This window comes from Streptomyces sp. NPDC019396 (assembly GCF_040632375.1).
GTDB lineage: Bacteria > Actinomycetota > Actinomycetes > Streptomycetales > Streptomycetaceae > Streptomyces.
Genome location: NZ_JBEYBS010000013.1, coordinates 120,690 through 142,319 on the forward strand (window position 1 = coordinate 120,690; position 21,630 = coordinate 142,319).

At 68.9% G+C, this 21,630-nt stretch carries 12 protein-coding genes and 1 pseudogene; 6 read left to right on the forward strand and 7 right to left on the reverse strand.

The features are described 5' to 3' along the window. Positions 1-15: 15 nt before the first annotated feature. The 4 genes from ABZ532_RS17360 to ABZ532_RS17375 form a co-directional block, all read right to left on the reverse strand. Complete coding sequence (locus ABZ532_RS17360) at positions 16-711, reverse strand: demethylmenaquinone methyltransferase (RefSeq protein ID WP_361283503.1); 696 nt, start codon at positions 709-711, stop codon at positions 16-18. A 67-nt stretch (positions 712-778) separates the two neighbouring features. Beyond that, positions 779-1,444: a hypothetical protein gene (locus ABZ532_RS17365; protein ID WP_361283705.1), complete on the reverse strand. Its 666-nt coding sequence runs from the start codon at positions 1,442-1,444 to the stop codon at positions 779-781. 31 nt (positions 1,445-1,475) lie between these two features. After that, the gene (gene mqnC, locus ABZ532_RS17370) at positions 1,476-2,675 is read right to left on the reverse strand and encodes a cyclic dehypoxanthinyl futalosine synthase (RefSeq protein WP_361283505.1); all 1,200 of its coding nucleotides are present in this window, start codon (positions 2,673-2,675) and stop codon (positions 1,476-1,478) included. Between the two features lie 171 nt (positions 2,676-2,846). After that, positions 2,847-4,571 (reverse strand): serine/threonine-protein kinase, encoded by a 1,725-nt coding sequence (locus tag ABZ532_RS17375; protein WP_361283507.1) that lies wholly within the window; start codon positions 4,569-4,571, stop codon positions 2,847-2,849. A gap of 263 nt (positions 4,572-4,834) precedes the next feature. Between ABZ532_RS17375 and ABZ532_RS17380 the strand changes: the two genes are divergently transcribed. After that, entirely contained in the window at positions 4,835-5,893 is a 1,059-nt protein-coding gene (locus tag ABZ532_RS17380; protein WP_361283509.1) for an alpha/beta hydrolase-fold protein, read from the forward strand. Between the two features lie 65 nt (positions 5,894-5,958). On the opposite strand, the gene ABZ532_RS17385 is transcribed toward ABZ532_RS17380, so the two are convergent. Further along, the gene (locus ABZ532_RS17385) at positions 5,959-6,825 is read right to left on the reverse strand and encodes a menaquinone biosynthesis protein (protein ID WP_361283708.1); all 867 of its coding nucleotides are present in this window, start codon (positions 6,823-6,825) and stop codon (positions 5,959-5,961) included. Between the two features lie 312 nt (positions 6,826-7,137). On the opposite strand from ABZ532_RS17385, the gene ABZ532_RS17390 reads away from it, so the two are divergent. After that, on the forward strand, positions 7,138-7,341 hold the full coding sequence (locus ABZ532_RS17390) for a cold-shock protein (protein ID WP_017948713.1): 204 nt from the start codon (positions 7,138-7,140) through the stop codon (positions 7,339-7,341). A gap of 170 nt (positions 7,342-7,511) precedes the next feature. Then, positions 7,512-7,925 (forward strand): DUF1992 domain-containing protein, encoded by a 414-nt coding sequence (locus tag ABZ532_RS17395; protein WP_361283511.1) that lies wholly within the window; start codon positions 7,512-7,514, stop codon positions 7,923-7,925. 15 nt (positions 7,926-7,940) lie between these two features. Here the strand turns inward: ABZ532_RS17395 and ABZ532_RS17400 are convergent, their stop codons facing one another. Then, entirely contained in the window at positions 7,941-8,576 is a 636-nt protein-coding gene (locus ABZ532_RS17400; RefSeq protein ID WP_361283711.1) for a TetR/AcrR family transcriptional regulator, read from the reverse strand. 400 nt (positions 8,577-8,976) lie between these two features. On the opposite strand from ABZ532_RS17400, the gene ABZ532_RS17405 reads away from it, so the two are divergent. From ABZ532_RS17405 to ABZ532_RS17415, 3 genes are all read left to right on the forward strand, one after another. Continuing rightward, a complete protein-coding gene (locus tag ABZ532_RS17405; protein WP_361283513.1) occupies positions 8,977-12,753 on the forward strand; it encodes a LamG domain-containing protein in 3,777 nt (1,258 codons plus the stop codon). A 242-nt stretch (positions 12,754-12,995) separates the two neighbouring features. Continuing rightward, on the forward strand, positions 12,996-19,517 hold the full coding sequence (locus ABZ532_RS17410; RefSeq protein ID WP_361283714.1) for an RHS repeat-associated core domain-containing protein: 6,522 nt from the start codon (positions 12,996-12,998) through the stop codon (positions 19,515-19,517). 9 nt (positions 19,518-19,526) lie between these two features. Then, complete coding sequence (locus tag ABZ532_RS17415) at positions 19,527-19,874, forward strand: hypothetical protein (RefSeq protein WP_361283515.1); 348 nt, start codon at positions 19,527-19,529, stop codon at positions 19,872-19,874. 364 nt (positions 19,875-20,238) lie between these two features. Here the strand turns inward: ABZ532_RS17415 and ABZ532_RS17420 are convergent. Next, positions 20,239-21,614 (reverse strand): annotated as a pseudogene (locus ABZ532_RS17420) (IS1380 family transposase). Positions 21,615-21,630 lie beyond the last annotated feature (16 nt).

Genomic DNA, 21,630 nt, shown 5'->3' on the forward strand with positions numbered 1-21,630 from the left:
CTTGGTGACGCGGTCCTACTGCGGCTTGGTGCCGCGGTGCAGGGCGACGATCCCGCCGCTCAGGTTGCGCCAGGCCACCTTCGTCCAGCCCGCCTTCCGGAGCAGCCCGGCGAGCTCCGCCTGCTCGGGCCAGGACTGGATCGACTCGGCGAGATAGACGTACGCGTCCGGGTTGGACGACACCGCGCGGGCGACGGGCGGCAGCGCGCGCATCAGGTATTCCTCGTACACCGTGCGGAAGGGCCCCCAGGTCGGGTGGGAGAACTCGCAGATCACGACCCGTCCGCCCGGCTTGGTCACCCGGTACAGCTCGCGCAGCGCCTGGTCGGTGTCCTGGACGTTGCGCAGCCCGAAGGAGATCGTCACGGCGTCGAAGGCACCGTCCCTGAAGGGCAGCTTCGTGGCATCGCCGGCGGTGAGCGGCAGCCACGGATACCGCTTCTTGCCTTCGCGCAGCATGCCGAGGGAGAAGTCGCAGGGCACGACGTAGGCACCGGTGCGGGTGAACGGGAGCGAGGAGGTGCCGGTGCCCGCTGCCAGGTCGAGGATCCGCTCGGCGGGGCCCGCGGCGACGGCTCTGGAGACCTCCTTGCGCCAGCGCCGGTCCTGGCCGAGCGAAAGCACGTCGTTGGTGAGGTCGTAGTTCGCCGCCACGTCGTCGAACATGGAGGCGACTTCGTGCGGCTGCTTGTCCAGGGAGGCTCGGGTCACGCACCCATTGTGCCGCTCGGCCCCCGGCTGACCGCGGGCAGGGCACGCGGAGGACGTCAGGGAGATGTCAGCGAGCCCGGTACACGAGCCTGCCACCGAGGACCGTCGCCACGCAGGTACCGGCCCCGTGTACGCGCAGGGCCCGCGCGGGCAGCTCGTCCACCGGGACGTCGAAGACCGCGAAGTCCGCGGGGGCGCCAGGGGTCAGCTCGCCGTCGAGCACGGCGTTCAGCGGCCGGGCGGCGAACGGGTCGAGCGAGGGCGCCGGCAGCGGGCCTTCGGCACTCGGCTCCCTGCCCCGGCCGGGGGCCCGCACCCGGAGCCCTGACCTGGCCACCGCGCTGCGCACTTCGGGCAGGGTGAAGGGGCCTGCCACCGCCGTGGTGCCGTGGGCCAGCATGCGCTGCAACCCGCGGCGCGCGCTTCCGCCCCGGCGTACGTCGTCCAGGGCGAGCCCCGCGAGGTCCCCGCCGGTCAGCGGCTCGGTGCCGAGTGCGTCCGCCTCGCGCGGGTCCGGGTGGTACGCGGCCTCCAGCAGCGCCACGCCGTCGGCGTTCAGCAGCCCCGGGAGGAGCAGCCCCGGCCAGCGGCGCACCCGGGCACCGGGGTAGGCGGCGGTGACACGTGCGGAGGTGCCGACGGCGGCGATCAGACCGCCGTCGACCACGACCGCGACGACGGGCTCTTGCCCGCCGGTGGCGCCGAACACCCGGTCAGCGACATGGATCGTCAGCACGGCAGCGGTATCCGCGGTGTCCGGCGGCTCAGTTGGCGTTCAGCAGCTTCAGCTCGGGGTGGGCCGTGCCGCCCTCGATCGCCGTCGAGGAGATGTGCGAGGCCACACGGTCGTCGACCGGGTCGTTCGCCGGGTCGTCGTGCACGGTGATGTGCTCGTACGTGGTCGTCCGCTGCGCGGGCACCCGGTCCGCCTTGCGGATCAGGTCGATGATCTCCTGCCGGTTGGAGCGGTGCTTGGCACCGGCCGACGAGACGACGTTCTCCTCCAGCATGATCGAGCCCAGGTCGTCCGCGCCGTAGTGCAGCGAGAGCTGGCCGATCTCCTTGCCCGTGGTCAGCCAGGAGCCCTGGATGTGGGCGACGTTGTCGAAGAACAGCCGGGCGATCGCGATCATCCGCAGGTACTCGAAGATCGTCGCCTGGGTGCGGCCCTTGAGGTGGTTGTTCTCGGGCTGGTAGGTGTACGGGATGAAGGCGCGGAAGCCGCCCGTACGGTCCTGGACGTCACGGATCATCCGCATGTGCTCGACGCGCTCGGCGTTGGTCTCGCCGGTGCCCATCAGCATCGTGGACGTCGACTCGACCCCCATCCGGTGCGCGGTCTCCATGATCTCCAGCCAGCGCTCGCCGGACTCCTTCAGCGGTGCGATCGCCTTGCGCGGACGCTCCGGAAGCAGCTCGGCACCGGCACCCGCGAAGGAGTCCAGACCCGCCGCGTGGATCCGGGAGATCGCCTCCTCGACCGACACACCGGAGATCCGCGCCATGTGCTCGACCTCGGAGGCGCCGAGGGAGTGGATCACGAGCTGCGGGAAGTCCTTCTTGATCGCGGCGAAGTGCTCCTCGTAGTACTCGACGCCGAAGTCCGGGTGGTGCCCGCCCTGGAACATGATCTGCGTCCCGCCGAGCTCGACGGTCTCCGCGCAGCGCCGCAGGATGTCGTCGAGGTCACGGGTCCAGCCCTTGGCGGTGTCCTTGGGCGGCGCGTAGAAGGCGCAGAAACGGCAGGCCGTGACGCAGACGTTGGTGTAGTTGATGTTCCGCTCGATGATGTACGTCGCGATGTGCTCCGTACCGGCGTAACGGCGGCGGCGCACCGCGTCGGCGGCGGCGCCCAGTGCGTGCAGCGGCGCCGACCGGTAGAGGTCGAGCGCCTCCTCCGGGGTGATCCGGCCACCCGCGGCGGCGCGGTCCAGGACGGACTGAAGGTCGGCCTTCTCGGTCACCGGGAGTCACCTTTCGGCGGTGTTTCTGGGCGTTCTACGGGGTTCTGGGTCTGTGCGCGCACTGGGTGTTCAGGTCTTCGTACGGCCGGTCCAGCCTACGACAGGGCATCCGGGCCCTCGGTATGTACCCTCTGCCTTCGCGCGGACCGGCCGGCAGGGGACACGACGGCCTCAGCGTGATTTCGTCAGTGTCGCCTCGGGGTTGCCCGCCGCGTCCTCCTGGGACCTGTAGCGGAGTGTGCCGTCGGCGTTCAGGACGTAGGTCACTGTGGCCGTGCCGCTCGTGCACACCCCACCGCTCGACGAGTGGTCGGGGTCGGAGCGTTCGGTGACACGGATCTCCTTCGCGGTCGCCGAGGTCAGCTTGCCCACGCCTCGGCAGGCGAACGGGCCCAGGGTCGACGCGGTGCGCACCACGTCCTCACCTTGACCGCCCTGCGTGATGACGGCGCTGAAGCTGCCGCCCGAGAGGCCGCTGTCCTGGGTGAGTTGGCCCTTCCACGTGCCGGTGAACGCCTTCGGAACCTCCTGTGCCTCCTGCGCGTCGGGAGGGGTGCCGGAAGCCGAGGACCTCGGCGGCGCGGCGGCCGAGTCGTTCGCGTCGGAGCCGCCGCCCTGGGTGCCGGGGAGCAGGTCGAGGAGGAATCCGGCGCCGACGGTGACCGCCGCCAGGGCCCCCGCGACGGCCAGGGCGACCGTGCAGCTGACCTTTCGGCCGCCTCCGGGCCGGCCGCCTTCCGCCTTTTCCGCGCTTGTCGTCACCGAGAGGGACAGACGCCCGGGAGAAGCCGGCGCGGGCGGCGGCGTGGACGGCATCGGGGGCGGGGATGCGAACGCGGGGTCCATGGGTGGTCCGAAGACCCCCAGTGCCTCGTGCGTGAACGGCACCGGGCCGGAAGCCCCTGGGTCCTGAGGGGACGGCTCCAGGTCCAGCAGCCGCACCGCGGTCCTGCTGACCTGCTCCACGACCGGGCCCGGCAGCCAGCCCGCTGCCACGAGTGCCGCCGCACCGCCCGGGGCGAGCCGGCGGGCCACGTCCTGCGGGGCCGGCCGGGCCGCCGGGTCCTTGGCCAGGCACGCGGCGACCACCTCCCGCAGCTCCCCGCGCAGTGCGCCGAGTTCGGGCTCCTCGTGCACCACCTTGTAGAGCAGTGCCGCCGAGGAGTCGCCGGGGAAGGGCGCGGTTCCCGTCGCCGCGTAGGCCAGTACGGCACCGAGCGAGAACACGTCGGCCGCACCCGTGACGCCGCCCGCGCTGCCCGTACCGGCGCCGGCGCCGGCGCTCGGCCCCGCAGCCGCACTCGTGCTCGTGCTCGTGCTCGTGCTCGTGCTCGTGCCGACTATCTGCTCGGGCGCCATGTAGCCGGGGGAGCCCACCGAGACACCGGTCGTGGTGAGTGAGGCGGTGGCGTCGGTGGCGCGGGCGATGCCGAAGTCGATCAGCCGAGGCCCGTCGAGCGCGAGCAGGACGTTCGACGGTTTCACGTCCCGGTGGACGAGGCCCAGGGCGTGCACCGCCGCCAGCGCCTCCGCAAGGCCCGCGCCCAGCGTCCGTACGGTGTGCTCCGGCAGCGGGCCGTGCTCGGCGACGGCCTGCCCCAGCGCGGGCCCGGCGACATATCCGGTCGCGACCCAGGGCACCGGCGCCTCCGGATCCGCGTCCAGCACCGGGGCCGTCCAGGAGCCGCCCACCCGCCGCGCCGCGGCGACCTCGCGCCGGAAGCGGGCACGGAACTGCTCGTCGAGCGCGAAGTGCGGATGGACGACCTTCACGGCGACTGTCCTGCCGCCCTCGGTACGGGCCAGATACACCCGTCCCATGCCCCCGGCACCGAGCCTGCCGAGCAGCCGGTACGCACCGATGGTCCGCGGCTCACCCGCATCCAGCGGTTGCATACGCTCCCCCGTCTCCCCGCTCCGCGTTTCCCGCGTTTCCCGCATCGGCGAACCCGCGTCACCGCGGTTCCGCACTGCTCCCCTGCGCCCGTCCGGGACAGCGTAGAGGGCCGCCCGGAACGGATCACCGGTGATTGCCCCCTGCCCATGGCCAACCGATCGGCCCCCGGCTCCATCTCTCTGTGCGTATGTCGCGCGCCTCACCCCCGAGCACCCCAAAGCGCTGCGTAGTACGCACGGTACGCATCGACTCGGAGACCACCATGTATCGCCACCGCTCCCGCCTGCCCAAGGCCCTGACGGCCATCGCCGTCACCGGCTCCCTCGCACTGGTGTCGGGCTGCTCGGACGAAGGGGAGCCGCTCACCTTCGACGCTCCGTCACCCCAGGCCGCCGCCACCGGCGGACAGTCGACGGGAGGGGCCCGGAAGGGCTCCCAGGAGGCGCAGTCGGCCGCGGGGACCCTGATGCCGACCGGCCCCAAGGCCGAGTTCACCACCCAGAACACCATCGACGACGGCACCAGGATCGGCGTCACGACCCTGCACGGCGAGAAGTCCGGCTTCACGGGCAAGGTCTGGGTCTGGGCGCCCAAGCAGTACTTCGACGCGAAGTACGCGAACAGCGGCTTCCCTGTGCTCGTCGCCCTCCCGGGCGGCAACGGCTACCCGAACAATTACTGGATGGGTACGGACCTGAAGCTCCAGAGCAGCATCAGCAAGTGGTCGGAAGAAGGAAAGAGCCTTCCGTTCATCGTGGTGATGCCCGTGCTCAATCCGGACGACAAGTACTACTACGACGGCAGCGATATACCGGGGCAACCGAAAATGGGCACCTGGATGACCGAGGACGTCCCGGATTTCGTCAAGGCGAATTTCCGTACCTTCAAATCCCGCGACGGCTGGGCCTTCATGGGGTCTTCGTCCGGGGCCTTCGTCGGCCTCAAGTCCGTCCTCAAGCACCCCGACAAGTTCAAGGCGGTCATCGCCTCGGGCCCCGACATCGTGCCCGACTCCCCACTGTGGGCGGGGCACGAGGCCGAGCAGCGGGCGAACGACCCCGAGCGGCTCGCCCGGGCCCTGGGCGCCAAGCCGGACAGCAAGGACAACGCCGTCTATCTGGCGATCCAGGTCGGCTCCAACGAGTCCGGGCTGAAGAAGGCGAAGGCCTTCGTCCGGGACTACACAAAGGGTCCGGTCAAGACACGGCTCCAGGTCATCCAAGACGGCGAGCACAACGCCAAGACCTACGTGAAGGGCATGGGGGACGGGTCCATCCAGTGGATCAGCGAGCACATGCAGGCGCCCGTCCCCAGCTCCTGAACCCGTGAGCCCCTGAAGTCCCTGAGCTCAGGGGCTTCAGGACTTCAGGGCGCTGCTGAGCGCTGTCAGGCGTCGAGCAGCTCGACCCGCACGTTCGCCGGGAACCCGGTCGTCGGCCCCGTACGACGGGCGAACTCCCGCACCCCCGCGAGCTGCTCGGCGCCGAAGCGGAAGTCGAGCGTGGTGAAGTACCGCTTCAGCAGCTCCGCGTCGAAGGACTCCCAGCGGGCCGCCTGCTCGGCGACCTTCTCCACCTCTTCGAGCGAGAGGTCACGGGAGGCCAGGAAGGCCTCGTGGACCTTCCGCACGAGAGCGGGCTCGCGCGCCAGGTAGTCCCTGCGCACCGCCCACACGGCGAAGACGAACGGCAGCCCGGTCCAGTCCTTCCACATCTGACCCAGGTCACGGACCCGCAGTCCGAGCCGCGGCGCGTCGTGCAGCGAGGCGCGCAGCGCGGCGTCCCCGATCAGCACGGCCGCGTCGGCCTCCTGCATCATCACGCCCAGGTCAGGGGGGCAGGTGTAGTAGTCGGGCGACACGCCCCACTGCTCGGCGAGCAGCAGTTGGGCGAGGCGCACCGAGGTGCGGGAGGTGGAGCCCAGGGCGACGCGTGCGCCGTCCAGCTGGTCCAGCGGCAGCTGGGACACGATCACACAGGACATGACGGGGCCGTCGCAGCCCACCGCGATATCGGGGAACGCCACGAGGTCGTCGGCGTTGCGCAGGAACTCCACCAGGGTGACGGGGCCGATATGAAGATCGCCCCGCACCAGCTGCTCCGAGAGCTTCTCCGGGGTGTCCTTGGTCAGCTCCAGGTCGAGCAGGGTCCCGGTGCGGGCCAGGCCCCAGTAGAGGGGCAGGCAGTTCAGGAACTGGATGTGCCCGACGCGCGGCCGGCTGCGACGGTCGTCGGCTGCGGCGGCGGCGTTCACGGCGTGTTCCGCGGGGTGTGCGGGTGCTGCATGACTGTCCACAGCGTGAGGCTAGACCTTGGCCGGGCCGATCCATTGGGCGGGGCGCGCCGACGTGAACGTCAGCTCGTCAAGTGTGGATCAAACATCCGGGTGAAGTGATCTTTCCCTCTACCGCGGCGAACACCCTGCGTGCTAGGCTCGCCGCAAGTTGCAGTTTGGTTTCCCTTGCAGTACAGAGCCTGCGGAGCATGTAACCCGCAGGCTTTTGTAGGTTTTCAGACTTGTTTGCAGGTTCTGGAGCAGGGCAACCCTTTGGCCCAAGGAGGGCTTATGGCTACCGGAACCGTGAAGTGGTTCAACGCTGAAAAGGGCTTCGGCTTCATCGCCCAGGACGGCGGCGGCCCGGATGTCTTCGTTCACTACTCCGCGATCAATGCGACCGGCTTCCGCTCCCTCGAGGAGAACCAGGTCGTGAACTTCGACGTCACTCAGGGCCCGAAGGGCCCGCAGGCGGAGAACGTCACCCCGGCCTAAGTAGCCAGGGTCGGCGATCGCGCACGACTTAGCAGTACCAAGGAGCCCCGCTCTCGTACCCTGACCCGGTACGGGTCCGGGGCTCCTGCCCGTTTTCCGTACCTTTCCCGCATGCGCCTCCTCCTTCCGCGCCTCTCGCCGGTCCCTCGTTCACCCGTACGCTGGCACGCGTGACGGAGCGCAAGCCACCTGGCGTCAGTTTCGAGTCCTGGGTCGACAAGCAGATCCGCGAGGCGACCGAGCGCGGCGACTTCAAGGATCTGCCGGGCTTCGGCGAACCCCTGCCCGACAGCGGCGCCGAGTCCTACGACGAGATGTGGTGGATCAAGGGCAAGATGCACCGCGAGGGCCTCTCCTACCTGCCGCCTTCACTCGCCCTGCGCAAGGAGGCCGAGGACGCTCTGGAGGCCGCCACCCGCGCTCCGTCGGAGGCCGCGGTGCGCCGCATCATCGAAGGCGTCAACGAAAAGATCTCCGCTGCCATCCGCAGACCGCCTCCGGGCCCGCTGCTGGGGCTCACGCCCTACGACGTCGACGCGGTGGTACGGGACTGGCGGCAGGCGCGAGGCGAGCAGCAGGCCTGACGGGCAGGCACCGGCTCACCGCACGGCATCGGCGGCCGGGGGAACCGCCCAGCGCTCCCCCGCCATGAGGTTGCTCAGGCCTGCCCAGGCGAAGTTCATCAGCGTCACCGCGGCCTCCCGCGCGGACACACCCGGCGTGTCGTTCGCCCACCCGGCGAGCGACTCCGCCGCACCCACCAGCGCCTGAGCGAGGCCGGCGACATCGCGGTCGGTGAGCTCCCCCGCCCCCTCCGCCTCCCGCGCGGCGGCACCGATCAGCATGGTCACGAAGGCGACGAGCTCGTCCCGCATCACGGCCACCTCGGCCGCGAACGGCTCCCCGTGCGTCCGCGCCTGCCGGTGCAGCACCGCCCAGGCGTCGGGATGGTCGATGGTGTGACGGAAGAACGCCGTCGCCCCCTCCCACAGCTGCCGCTCCGCCGGCAGCCCCGGGTCCACGGCAGCCCGCACAGCGGCGACCAGCGCCGCCGCCTCGCGCCGGATACAGGCCGTGAACAGGTCTTCCTTCGAGTTGAGATACAGGTAGACCAGCGGCTTGGAGACCCCGGCGAGCTCCGCTATCTCATCCATCGACGCCGCGCGGTACCCGAGCCGCCCGAACGACTGCACGGCGGCGTCCAGCATCTGCTTCTCCCGCACCTCGCGCGGCATCCGCTTGCTGCTGCCCCTGTCCGTACCACCCACGCCCGACGCCCTCCCACCACCGATGTACTCCGCGGTAAGCCTAAGGCCGGCCTCCCCCCGTGGAAGACCGGCCCGGACGGCACATACCGCACGGCGAACAGCGCACAACCAATGCGGCTCAGGCGTTGGGCCGCTTGCCGTGGTTCGCCTTCCTCTTCTTACGGGCACGCCGCTTGTTGCCTCGCTTGGACATGTGCGCCTCCTCGTCTCTACTTCACTACGTCCTGGAAAGTCTAGGTTCAGCCTCATTTGATGGCATTCCCTGACGCTCCGACAGGCACGGAAAGTAATTGAGCTTGACGCATCCGCAACATGCGTACAAGATTTCGAACTTCGTGCACACGTCATGCACATCAGGGGGGAACCTGTGAACACCGTGGTGCGCCGTCATGCGCGCCGGAGGACCGTCGCTCTGACCACAGCGGCGGTCGTGGCCTCAATGATCCAGCCACTGACCGGAACGGCTTCAGCACAACCAGCGTCAGCGGCCGCAGCCGCGGCGCCCGCCGCGCCGGTGTCGGCGCAGGGCGCGTCGGCTCTGGCCGCCCGCTCGGGCAAGCCCGTCGAGGTGGTCTCGGAACGTTCCGAGTACACCAGGACCGAGGCCAATCCGGACGGCACGTTCACCATCACGCAGTCCACGGCTCCGCAGCGGGCCAAGGACGGCAACGGCAACTGGCGTGATGTGGACGTGACGCTCGTACGCCGCCCGGACGGGACGATCGGGCCGAAGGCCTCCGTCGTGGACCTGTCCTTCTCGGGCGGCAGCGACGGCAAGGACATGATCCGGCTCGCCGGAGACCAGGGATCGGTGACCCTGGGGTGGCCCGAACGACTGCCCCGGCCGACGCTGGACGGGCCGACCGCCACGTATCCGGAGGTCTTCGACGGCGTCGACCTCCAGCTCACCGCGACGGCCGAGGGCTACCGCGAGGTCCTGGTCGTCAAGTCCGCTCAGGCGGCGGCGAACCCGGAACTGAACACGGTGGAACTCACCGCCACCGGCGACGGCCTGCGGGTCGCACCGGCACCCGGCGGCGGTCTGCGCGCGCTCGACGAGAACGGCAACACGGTCTTCCACGGCCCGGCCGGCCTGATGTGGGACTCGGCGGGCGGCAGCGACGCCGCGGGGGACGGCGGAGTCCGGACCCAGATGCTGCGGCGCGCAGTCACCACCGCCGGTCCGGCAGCAACCACCGAAGGTCCCCCACCGGAGGCCGGGACCGGGCCGGCCGATGCCGCTTCGTCCCCTGAGGCCGCGTCCCCCGACAAGGGCGACACCACCGCGGTCCTTCCGGTGCAGGTCAGCTCCGGGCAGGTGGCCGTGACACCCGACATGGACGTGCTGCGCGGCGAGGACACCGTGTACCCCGTCTACATCGACCCCTCGATGGGCCTGGGCGTATCCGAGCGGACGGTGCTCTCCTCGGACGGCGACACGTTCTGGAACTTCAACGGCGACTACGGAGTCGGCAACTGCAACCGTGTCGGCCCCTGGTACTGCGGTTCGAACTACACGAATCGCATGTACTTCGAGTTCGCACCGACCAAGCTCGCCGGGAAGTACGTCATCGACGCGACCTTCCGTGCCTACGAGACCTGGTCGTTCTCCTGCACCGCGCAGTGGGTGGACCTTTGGCGCACGGACAACATCTCCAGCTCCACCGACTGGCCGGGGCCCGACCAGCTGGACCTGATGGTCGACCGGCAGATCTCCGCTGGCCGGGGCGACGCCTGCGACCCCGATCAGCCCGACTCCTGGATCGACTTTCACGACGCCGGCAGCGAGTCGGACGAGAACCTCACCAAGACGGTGCGCTCCTTCGCCGACGGCAACTTCTCCCGCCTCACCCTCATGCTGCGGGCGAAGGACGAGGGCAACCCGGATGCCTGGAAGCGGTTCGAGGACAACGCCGAGCTGAAGGTCGTCTACGCCCTGAAGCCCGGGGTGCCGACGAACATCGGGGTCATCCCCGGCAGCGGAACGGTCCCGGGCTGCGGAACGACGGAGGCCACCGCCGAGACCGCCACCCGCGAGGACCCCTACCTCCAGGCCATGGCCCAGACCGCGGTGACTCCCGCCGGCTGGGACGAACGCGGCTCCCTGCGGGTGTACCACCACGCGGAGAAGAAGCAGAACAACGGCACCTGGGCCACGGCGTGGGAAGCGGAGGACCCGCCGACGGGCTACCAGATCGACAACTACCTGTCGAAGCGACGGATGAACCCCGCCGTGGACGGCTCGACGTACCGGGTGAAGTTCTGGACCAAGTCGTACTGGACGTACGACGGCAAACTGAACGGCCTCAGTTCCTCCCCCACCGTCTGGTGCTACTTCACGTTCGACACCGCTGCCCCCAAGGAGCCGCGGATCACCTCGAACGGCCCCTACGAGGAGTGCACCACGAACGACTGCCCCAGCGGGGGCGGGCCGGGGATCAAGGGCTCGTTCACGCTCAAGCCCAATGCCGCGGACAAGGACATCACGGGCTACCGCTGGCGTCTGCTGACCGAGCGCGCTGACGACACGCACCGCGAGGACGACGTCGGCAGCGACGGATCGGTGACGATCAGATCCGTCCCCACCACGTCGGGCACCCAGGTGCTGCGGGTGGAGGCCATCGACGTGCGGGACCGGACGAGCGCCCCGGCTGAGTTCCATTTCAAGGTCAAGTCCGGCGAGAAGGCAGTGGGCCGCTGGCACTTCGGGGAGAACACGGGGACCACGGCGGCGGACAGCGCCGACGCGGGCAGCGCCAGGCACCCGATCACGCTGCACCAGCGAAGCGGCAAGGCCGCGAGCTGGTCGGTACGGGGGCGCCTGGGACCCGGTGACCACTCACTGCGGTTGAACGAGGACGTGGACGACGATCCGGACAAGCAGACCGGCTACGCATCCACGAAGACCGCGCCCGTCAACACCAAGGACTCCTTCACCGTCTCCGCCTGGGTGTCGCTGACGGACGGTGCCAGGACCAGGGTGGTCGCCTCCGCCCCGGGAGAGCACAAGGCAGCCGCGTTCAACCTGTTCTACTCGGGCTCGACCAAGAAGTGGGTGTTCAACCGGGCTGTCGCCGACTCGGACAAGCCCGAGTACGTCAGCTCGGTGTCCGACGCCTCCGACGCGCCACTGAATGTCTGGACGCATCTGACGGGCGTCTTCGACACCAAGAAGGACACCGACGAGAGCAACGACACCATCCAGCTCTTCGTGAACGGCCGTCCACAGGGCTCGCCCGTGCGGCTGAAGGCGGCAAACGCCGACTACGAGCCATGGACGTCCGGGGCCGGAATGACGATCGGCGCGTCCGCCGCCGGCGAGTACTTCAAGGGCAACGTCGACGAACTCGCCGTGTGGCAGCGAGGGCTGGACGCTGACGAGGTGCGCGGGGAGCATGTGGTCAAGGACGCCAACGGCGTCACCGCCACCGAACTGGTCGCCCACTGGGACGCCGCAGCGGCGGCGAACGGCACGATCGCGGATGCCACCCCCTACGCCCCGGACATGAAGATCTCGGGCACGGGGGCTGTCGCCGCGCCCACGAAGGGCGAGGTGCGCCTGGACGGCGCGTCCGGCCACCTGGTCGCCGACGGCCCGGTCGTCGACGAGACCGGTTCGTTCACCGTGTCAGCGAGCGTCAAGCTCGACAAGGCGAAGTTCGAGGCTCTACCGGTCGGCACGAAGGCGTATGTCTTCGGTCAGGCCACGCCTGAGGGGAAGCAGGCTTCCTGGGCGCTGTGGGTGGAGAAGCCCTCCACGAGCCGCTATGCCTGGCACTTCGGCCGTACTGCGACGGATGCGAGCGGCAAGGTCGTCGCCACCGGTTCGGTGGCTTCGGAAGCGCCGGCCGATCTGGGCACCTGGGTGCAGGTCACAGGCGTATTCGACGCCGCCGAGGAGGCGGCGGCCGGCTACGGCAGCACGCATCTGTACGTCGGCGCAGCGCAACAGATGTCCGATTCAGACGCGGACTTCCCACGGGCGCAGCAGGGCCGGGGCCGGATCACCGCCGGCCGTGCTCCAACAGCCGGTGCCACGGGCACCTACCTGCCAGGAGCACTCCAGGAGACACGGGTCTGGGCCGGCGCGATCCCGGAGGACGAGATCAGCGCAAAGGTCATGGGCGACACCAGCGTCGGGTGACGCCGTCCTTCCTGGTGGGCGCTCGCAACGGGCGCCCACCAGGGCTCATGTCCGTCTCGTCTCCGTCATCACCGCCATTTCCGCCCACCTCGATGTCGTGGGCACATCCGCTCTTGCCGCCCCGTGCGGAGCGGCACTCAGCGAAAGCGAAAACACCAATGAATCGGTTCCCACCGGCGGCCGGCAGTCGCGGCCGCCGCAGATGGCCCGTGCGCTCTCTGGGCACGGTCGCCGCACTGACCATGCTGCCGGGCCTCCTCGGCCCGGTGGCGTACGCCGCCGACGGCACGTCGGAGCCCCGCCCGCTGGGCCGGCCCCTTCTGGGCAAGCCCCGGTCGGCCGACGTCTCACCCTTCGTTCCCCGGCGGGACAAGAAGGCCGCAAGCCTCGAACTCAAGCGCGCGGCGACCATGCAGGCCGATGCGGCCCGCGCCCACGCCGTCCAGGACCGCAAGGTCACCTGGCCCAAGAACGGGACAGCGACCCTCAAGGTCCCCGCCAAGGGCACGGCGAAGGCGGCCCCCGGATCGCTGCCCGTCACCGTCGCAGTCCCGAAGGCGGACAAGGGCACGAAGGCGTCGCCAGGCGCCAGTTCGGTGACCGTCAACGTCCTGGACCAGAAGAAGGCAGCGGAGCTCGGCGTCAAGGGTGTCGTCCTGACCGTCGCCGGTCCGGCTGAGGGCGGTCAGACCGACTTCAGTGTCGGCTACGCGGCCTTCGCCGCCGCTTATGGCGGCGATTGGGCAGGCCGGCTCCAGGTGCTGCGGCTGCCCGACTGCGCACTGACCTCGCCCGCCGCCGCGAAGTGCCGCAAGCGCACCCCCGCCGAATTCACCAACCGCCGCAAGAAGCAGACGCTCGATACCCGTCTGTCCTTCACCGCTTCGGGCTCAGCCGCCCGGTCGGCCAGCGCGCCAGCCGCCAACGGCCGGACCATGGTCCTGGCACTCGCCGCAGGCACCAAGTCCGGCGGAGGCGACTACAAGGCCACCCCGCTCTCCTCGTCCTCCACCTGGGAGGCGGGCGGTTCCTCCGGCAGCTTCACCTGGTCGTATCCGCTGCGCGTACCGCCCTCCGCGGCCGGCCCCAAGCCGGATCTGGCCGTCTCCTACGACTCGGGCAGCGTGGACGGCCGTATCGCGTCCACGAACAACCAGGGCACGGTGATCGCCGAGGGCTTCGACATCACCTCGTCGTACATCGAGCGCAAGTACGGTTCGTGCGACGACGACGGGCAGTCGGACAAGCACGACCTGTGCTGGAAGTACGAGAACGCCTCCCTCGTCCTCAACGGCAGGGCCTCCGAGCTCGTCAAGGACGACACCACGGGCAAGTGGCGGCTGAAGAACGACGACGCCTCGACCGTCACCCGGTCCACCGGAGGGGACAACGGTGACGACGACGGCGAGCGCTGGACCGTCGTCACCGGTGACGGCACCCGGTACGAGTTCGGCCTGAACAAGCTCCCGGGAGCGGGCGACAGCGACCGCACCAACTCCGTGTGGACCGTGCCGGTCTTCGGCGACGACGCGGGCGAGCCCGGCTACTCCTCGGGCGACCGGTTCTCCGAGCGCTCCAAGAAGCAGGCATGGCGGTGGAACCTCGACTACGTCGAGGACACCCGCGGCAATGCCATGTCGTACTGGTACACCGCCGAGACCAACCACTACGACACCCTCGGCGACGACAACAACGGCACCGCCTACACCCGCGGCGGCTACCTCGACGAGATCCGCTACGGCCAGCGGGCCGGCGCTCTCTTCTCCGCCAAGCCGGCCGCGTCGAACAAGGTCGTCTTCTCGTACAGCGAGCGTTGCCTGGAGGACTGCGGTTCGCTGACCGACGACACCCGCAACAACTGGCCTGACGTGCCCTTCGACGCTGAGTGCAAGGAAGACCGCAAGTGCACGGGCAGCGTCAGCCCCACCTTCTACACCCGCAAGCGGATGACCGGCATCGCGACCCAGGCGTGGGACGCGGCCGCCACCAAGCCCGGCTACGCGTCGGTGGGCTCCTGGGCCCTTGTACAGGACTACTACGACCCGGGTGACACAGGCGACTCACACGACCAGGCCCTGTGGCTCAAGCAGATCCGGTACACCGGCAAGCACGGCACCGATCTGACCCTGCCCCCGGTCACGTTCGACTACGAGGCTCGGCCGAACCGCGTCGACGGCAAGAACGACGACATCATCACCCTGGACAAGCCCCGCCTCAGGAACATCACCTCCGAGACGGGCGCCAAGACGACCGTCACGTACATGGAGGCCGATTGCCTCGCCGGACAGTCCAAGCCGAGGCCCGACGAGAACACCCGCCGGTGCTACCCCGTCTACTGGTCGCCGAACGGTGCGAAGGAACCGATCCTCGACTGGTTCCACAAGTACCCCGTCCTGAGCGTCTCCACGAGTGACCCCCAGGGCGGCTCGGCCGCTGTCGAGCACACCTACTCCTACTCCGGTCCCGCCTGGCACTACAACGAGGACCCGTTGACCAAGGAGAAGGAGCGCACCTGGTCGGTCTGGCGCGGCTTCAAGAAGGTCACCCACGTCACCGGCCTGCCCGGCAAGACCCAGTCCAAGTCGGTCAGCGTCTACCTGCAGGGCATGAACGGCGACCGCGTCCTCGACTCCACGGGCAAGAAGCTCGACCCGGACGCGCGCAAGAGCGCGAAGGTCACCGGCATCAAGGCCCCGCAGATCACCGACGCCGACCAGTACGCCGGCTTCGCCCGAGAGTCCGTCACGTACAACGGTTCCCAGGAAGTCGGCGGCACCGTCAACGACCCCTGGTCACGGCGCACCGCCACTCAGCACAAGTCGTACGCCGACACCGAGGCGTACTTCGTCCGCACCGGCGCCAGCCACACCCGTACCAGCATCACCTCCAGCGGCACGGCCGTCGACCGTGTCCGCTCCACGGTGACCACGTACGACGACCACGGCATGGCCGAGACCGTCCTGGACAAGGGCGACAACGCCACGCTCGGCGACGAGACCTGCGCCCGCACCTGGTACGCCCGCAATGAAGCGGCCGGGATCAACAGCCTTGTCGCGCGCACCCGGGTCACCGCCAACCTCAAGTCGAGCCCGGTGGCGAATCCCTGCACGCTGACCGACGACAAGCTGGACCTTCCGGCGGACTCCAGGTCTGCGGGTGATGTCATCTCCGACACCGCCGCGGCATACGACACGACCACCTGGAGCGAGTCCCAGAAGCCCACGAAGGGCGAACCGCTCTGGACCGGGCGGGCATCGGGCTACGGCAGCGACGGCAAGCCGATCTGGCAGACCGTCGCCACGACGAGCTTCGACGCGCTCGGACGTCCCCTCACGGTCAAGGACACCAACGGCACCACCACCGCGAAGACCACCTACTCCCCCACGACCAGCGGTCCGTTGACGAGCTCGACGGTCACCAACGCCAAGGGGCACACCGGCACGACGCTGCTGGACTTCGCAACTGGCGCCTCCCTCAAGACGACCGACCCCAACGGCGAGGAGTCCCAGAGCGAGTACGACAGCCTCGGCCGTGTCACCAAGGTCTGGCTGCCCAACCGCCTCAGGGAGACCTACGAGACTCCCAGCTACAGCTACGCCTACCACGTCACCGCCAAGGAGAACGACTGGTCCTGGGTCTCCACGACCAGCGTCAGCCCTCAGGCGTACATCACGACCTACGAGATCTACGACTCGCTGCTCCGCCTCCGTCAGGTCCAGGCGCCGTCGCCCGTCGGCGGCCGGGTGATCTCCCAGACGCTCTATGACGAGCGAGGTCTCGCCGCTACCGCGGAGTCCGACATCTGGGACGAGAAGAACGAGCCCAACGGTGATGTCCAGGCCACCGACGGCGGCCAGGCACCGATGCAGGTCGACACGACCTATGACGGCGCGGGCCGGCCCATCAAGGCCGAGACCAAGACCAAGAACGTGGCGCTCTGGACGGTCGAGACGACCTACACCGGCGACACGGTCAGCACGACGGCCCCGACCGGTGGCCAGGCGACCGCTGTGGTCACCGACGCCCTGGGCCGGACGACCGAGCGCCGTGAGTACGGCGGCACCAAGCCGACCGGCAGCGACTACACCAGCACCAAGTACACCTACACCGCGGACGGGAAGCAGAGCACCGTCACCGGTCCCGACAAGGCCAAGTGGACCTACGCATACGACCTGTTCGGTCGTCAGGTCAGCTCCGACGACCCCGACACGGGCACGTCGACGACGACGTACAACGCGCTCGACCAGATGATCAGCAGCCGGGATGCCCGCGGCAAGACGCTGCTCTCCGAGTACGACGTGCTCGGACGCAAGACAGGTCTGTGGGACGGCACCAAGTCTGACGCGACCAAACTCGCCGCCTGGACCTTCGACACCCTCGCCAAGGGCCAGCAGGACTCGGCCGTCCGCTACGAGAACGGCGTCAACCAGACCAACAGCAAGGCATACACCCAGACGGTCACGGACTACGACGCGCTCTACAGGGTCAAGGAGAGCGAGCTGACTCTGCCGACGGACGACCCGCTGGTCACCGCGGGCGTTCCCCAGAAGCTCGCGTTCTCCCAGTCGTACAACTTCGACGGCACGCTCTTGCAGACGGGCAGCCCCGCTGTCGCCGGACTGCCGGCGGAGCGGGTCGGCAACAAGTACAACTCGGTAGGCCAGCAGGTTCAGTTGCAGGGCAAGAGCCACTACCTCCAGGGAGCCCTGTACTCCGAGCTCGGCGACCTGCGCCAGCTCACCACCGGCCGTGGCCCCGACGACCAGGCGTTCCTGAGCTTCGACTACGAGTCGGGGACCCGTCGGCTCACCAGGTCCTATGTGACCGACACCGTCCACGACTACATGCTGCAAGAGCTCAAGATCAACCAGGACGACGCCGGCAACGTCACCTCGATCTTCGACGCGACCACGCTGGGCGGCACAACGAAGCCCGACTACCAGTGCTTCCGGTACGACGACCACCGCCGCCTGACCGAATCCTGGACCCCCAAGCTCCGCAACTGCGGCGCCGACGGCCGCACCACGGCCAACCTCTCCGGCGCGGCGCCCTACTGGCACAGCTACACCTACACGGACTCGGGGCAGCGCAAGACCGAGACGGTGCACGCGTCATCGGGCGACAAGACCACCACGTACACCTACGGCACCACCGACGGCCAGCCCCACCCGCTGGCCTCGACCTCGGGCGCGAGGTCGGCGACCTACTCCTACGACAGTTCCGGCAACACCACCAAGCGCCCCGGCACCCAGGCGACGCAGACCCTGACCTGGAACAGCGAGGGCGACCTCGTCTCCACGAAGGAAGCCGCAGCGGGCAGCAAGCCGGCCGCCGGCACCAGCTACCTCTACGACGCGAGCGGCGAGCTGCTCATCCGCCGCAACACGACGGGTGACGGCGACACGGTCCTTTACCTCCCCGGAGGCAACGAGGTCCGCCTCACCACCAAGGGCTCGACCAAGACCCTCACCGGTGCCCGCTACTACACGGCGGCGGGCCAGACCATCGCCCTGCGCACCGGAACCAAGGGCAACACCGAAACCGAACTGACCCTCCTCGCCGGGGACCACCACGGCACCTCCAGCCTCGCTCTGGATGCCACCACCTTCGCGGTGACCAAGCGCTACACCACCCCGTTCGGCTCCCCTCGGGGCACCACCCCGAAGTCCTGGCCGGACGACAAGGCGTTCCTCGGCAAGCCGGCCGATGACACCACTGGCCTCACCCACATCGGCGCCCGCGAATACGACCCGGTCATCGGCCAGTTCATCAGCGTCGACCCGATCCTGGCCCTCGACCAGCACCAGTCCCTGAACGGCTACGCCTACGCCAACAACACCCCGGTCACGTCCAGCGACCCGACAGGCACGTGGTGCGACGACTGCAATCCCGGATTCCGATACGTGGACGGCGGCCGCCCCCCGCAGCCCAAGCCCGACGAGGGCGGGACTGCGGCCGCAAGCCCCAGCGGAACAGTGAGTACTTCCAGCGACGGTCAGCCCGTGATTGATGGAATCCGGATGCCTCAGTTCAACGAACTGAGCAACTATGCAGCCGCATACAAGTCCCAGGACTCGTACGGATACCGCCTAGAGTCGTGGGCCAAGAATCAATGCTTCGGGCGAAACGGGTCGAGTAGCGGCTACACAGCGTTCTGCGGCACCGCGAAGAGAGTGGGTCTACTTGAAGTCGGCGACGACCCATTCGGCGTGAAGGTTGCGGGCCGATGCGTCACCAGCGGCGAGGATTGCGGAGAAGCTGCCGTCACCGCTGCCCTGTACCTTATAGGCGCAGGGTGGGAGTGGGCTGCCGCGAGGGGCGTGGGAGCGAGCGCCGCTGGCGCGTCACTGAAGGGCATGGGCCCCCCCGCAGCGGGGGCCCCGGCTAGAGCGCCCCTAGCTATTGGCGCTGGCCAAGCGAGCATCAGGCAACCAGCACTGCTCTACGGACCATTCCACAGACTATCGCACGGATCGTCCACGCAGACGGTCGCAGTGCGCGACATGATGGTGGAGTCCGGGGAGCTGTGGGGTACATATCCGAGGACCGGAGGAGGCCCTGCTGCTCAGGCGCATATTGGGCCACTGCCAAATAGTGCTGGTCCGGGAAGCGTGGAGTTCTACACCACAGTTCAGCCCAGCGCAGCATCGAGCCGGACCGGCTACGCCGCCTGGGAGGCTGGCCGGGTAAACGGCGTCACAGAGTTCACTTCCGGCGGCAAGGACTGGGCTTCCATTCCGATCATAGTTACAGATGCGAGGTAGAGCGATTCGATGGAGCTGAGCTTTTGTGGTCTGCGGCGAATTCCTGAAGAAGAGATAGCTCTGAAGGATGTTCGATATTTGGCACTGCTCGAAGTCGACCTCTTTCGGTTGTATCGCCGCTGGGGGCGCCCCGATATTGCGGTGGACGATCTGGCTGAATGGTTGTGCTTCGCGTTCTCGTTGCCCGATGGGGACAAATTCGCCCTACAGCGGGAAGCCCAGCATCCTCCTACGTCTGGATTCCTCCTCAGTGTGACCATCGGGCTATTCAGCGAAGAGGCGGCAGAGCAGGTAGCTGCGGCCTTGGATGTTCATGGAGCCCGAGTTCTTGAGGTAAGCGCTGAGGTGACCCACTAAAGCGCTGTCCCGTAATCCCCGGCGGGCGCACGACGACAGCTACGGCACCTCGCTGCGTTGTCGAATCGCCCGAATACGCCCAGTATGAGGACGACCCTCCGCCTTGCGATGCACCGCATCTGACGCCGTGCGCTGATCCACCGGGGATTACGGGACACCCTTAGCCTTCAAGCAATTAGGCCCGCACCGGTTCACGGACGTTAGCTTCGATCTTTCGTGACGGTTCGTCGGTTCTTCGGCGGGCCGTTTCGGCTGTTCGGGCTGATGGTGGGCAGGCTGACGGCCCGGCTTTCGCGCCGGGTGGGCGCCAGGTTCCACGGCTCCGGTCGGGGTGGTGCTGCTCGTAGGGACGGGAACGTACTGGTCAGCCGGGATTCGGGAGAGCGTGGAGTCGTGCCAGGGCATCGGTGATCACATCGGTCCAGGGCCAGTGGCGGGCGAATCTCAGGTGCCGGCGGCGGGCGGTGGTGACGAGCTGGGCGGCGGCGGAGAACAGCCGGAGCCTCAGGCGGCGGGGCTCCCACCTGCGGGTTTCGCCGGTCAGGGCAAGCATGGGCATCCAGGCCAGCAGGTCGAGGGCGACCTGGACGATCTCCAGCCAGATCTGGTTCTGCGCTGTGTCGTGCAGGGGCAGGTTGCGCAGGCCGGTGGCGCGGGCGGCACGGATGCGGTCCTCGGCCCGTGCCCGCTGGCGGTGCCGCAACTCCAGTGCCGCGATCGGCATGTCGGTGGTGTTGGTGGCGAAGCAGGTCAGCCTCAGTCCGTCAGCGTCCGTGATCCGCAACTGGGCGCCGGGGTGGGGCCGTTCCTTGCGCACGATCAGCCGCATTCCCTTCGGCCAGCCCTTGAGGCAGTCGCCGGTGATCTCGGCGACCCAGGCGCCGTCACGGATGTCGCCGCCCGGCTCGACGGCCACCGCCCACGCGGCGGGCGGGACCTTGAGGACGGCCTCGTGGATGGCATCGGTGATGGTCAAGCCGACCGAGTACAACAGCCACCGGCCCCGCTTCGCGAGCCAGGCGACGAACTCATGGGTGCCGCCTGCGGAGTCGGTACGGATCAGAGTCTGGCGTCCCCGCCGGTACTTCTTCGGCAGCTGGGCCAGAGCGAATTGGGCCGTGGCCATGTGGTCGGCGGCGGTGTTGCTGCCCGCGCTGCCCGGCCTGAGCAGGCCGGCCACCGGTTCTCCGCTGCCACTGCTGCCGTGATCGACGAAACCCATCAGGGGATGGTGGCCGAAGGTCTTCTTCCAGGTCGCGGTGGCGTCCTGCTTCTCGGAGTGAGACAGCACGAGCACCCCGTCCAGGTCCACGATCACCTGCCTCGTGGCGTCCGGGGCCGCGCTCTTGGCCACGTTCCAGACGTGCTCACGCGCTTCGGCCCGCGCGGCCCGTATCGCGGACAGGGCCTTCGGCCCGGCCGCGGCGAGGGTGTCGATGAGTCGGAAGACCGTCGGGACGGAGGCCACGGGCCCGAACACGGCGGGCTCGGGCCGCAGCATGGCGACATCGGCGAGACAGTCCCGGCCGAGCGCGACCGCGAGGCCACGTCCAGCAAGATCTTGCCCGGATCGTGCACCGCCCGCGAGCGTCGCCACGGCGTCAGTGCCGCCGATATCGCCTGATCCAGACCGGACTTACGGATCGCCTCCAGCAACAGCACGGCCCCGGCCTGCGAGACCACCCCGCGACCTCCGCCCTCAGCGCGAACACGCGGGTACGACCCGATACGCTTCTTCACCTGGAAAGTGCCTCCG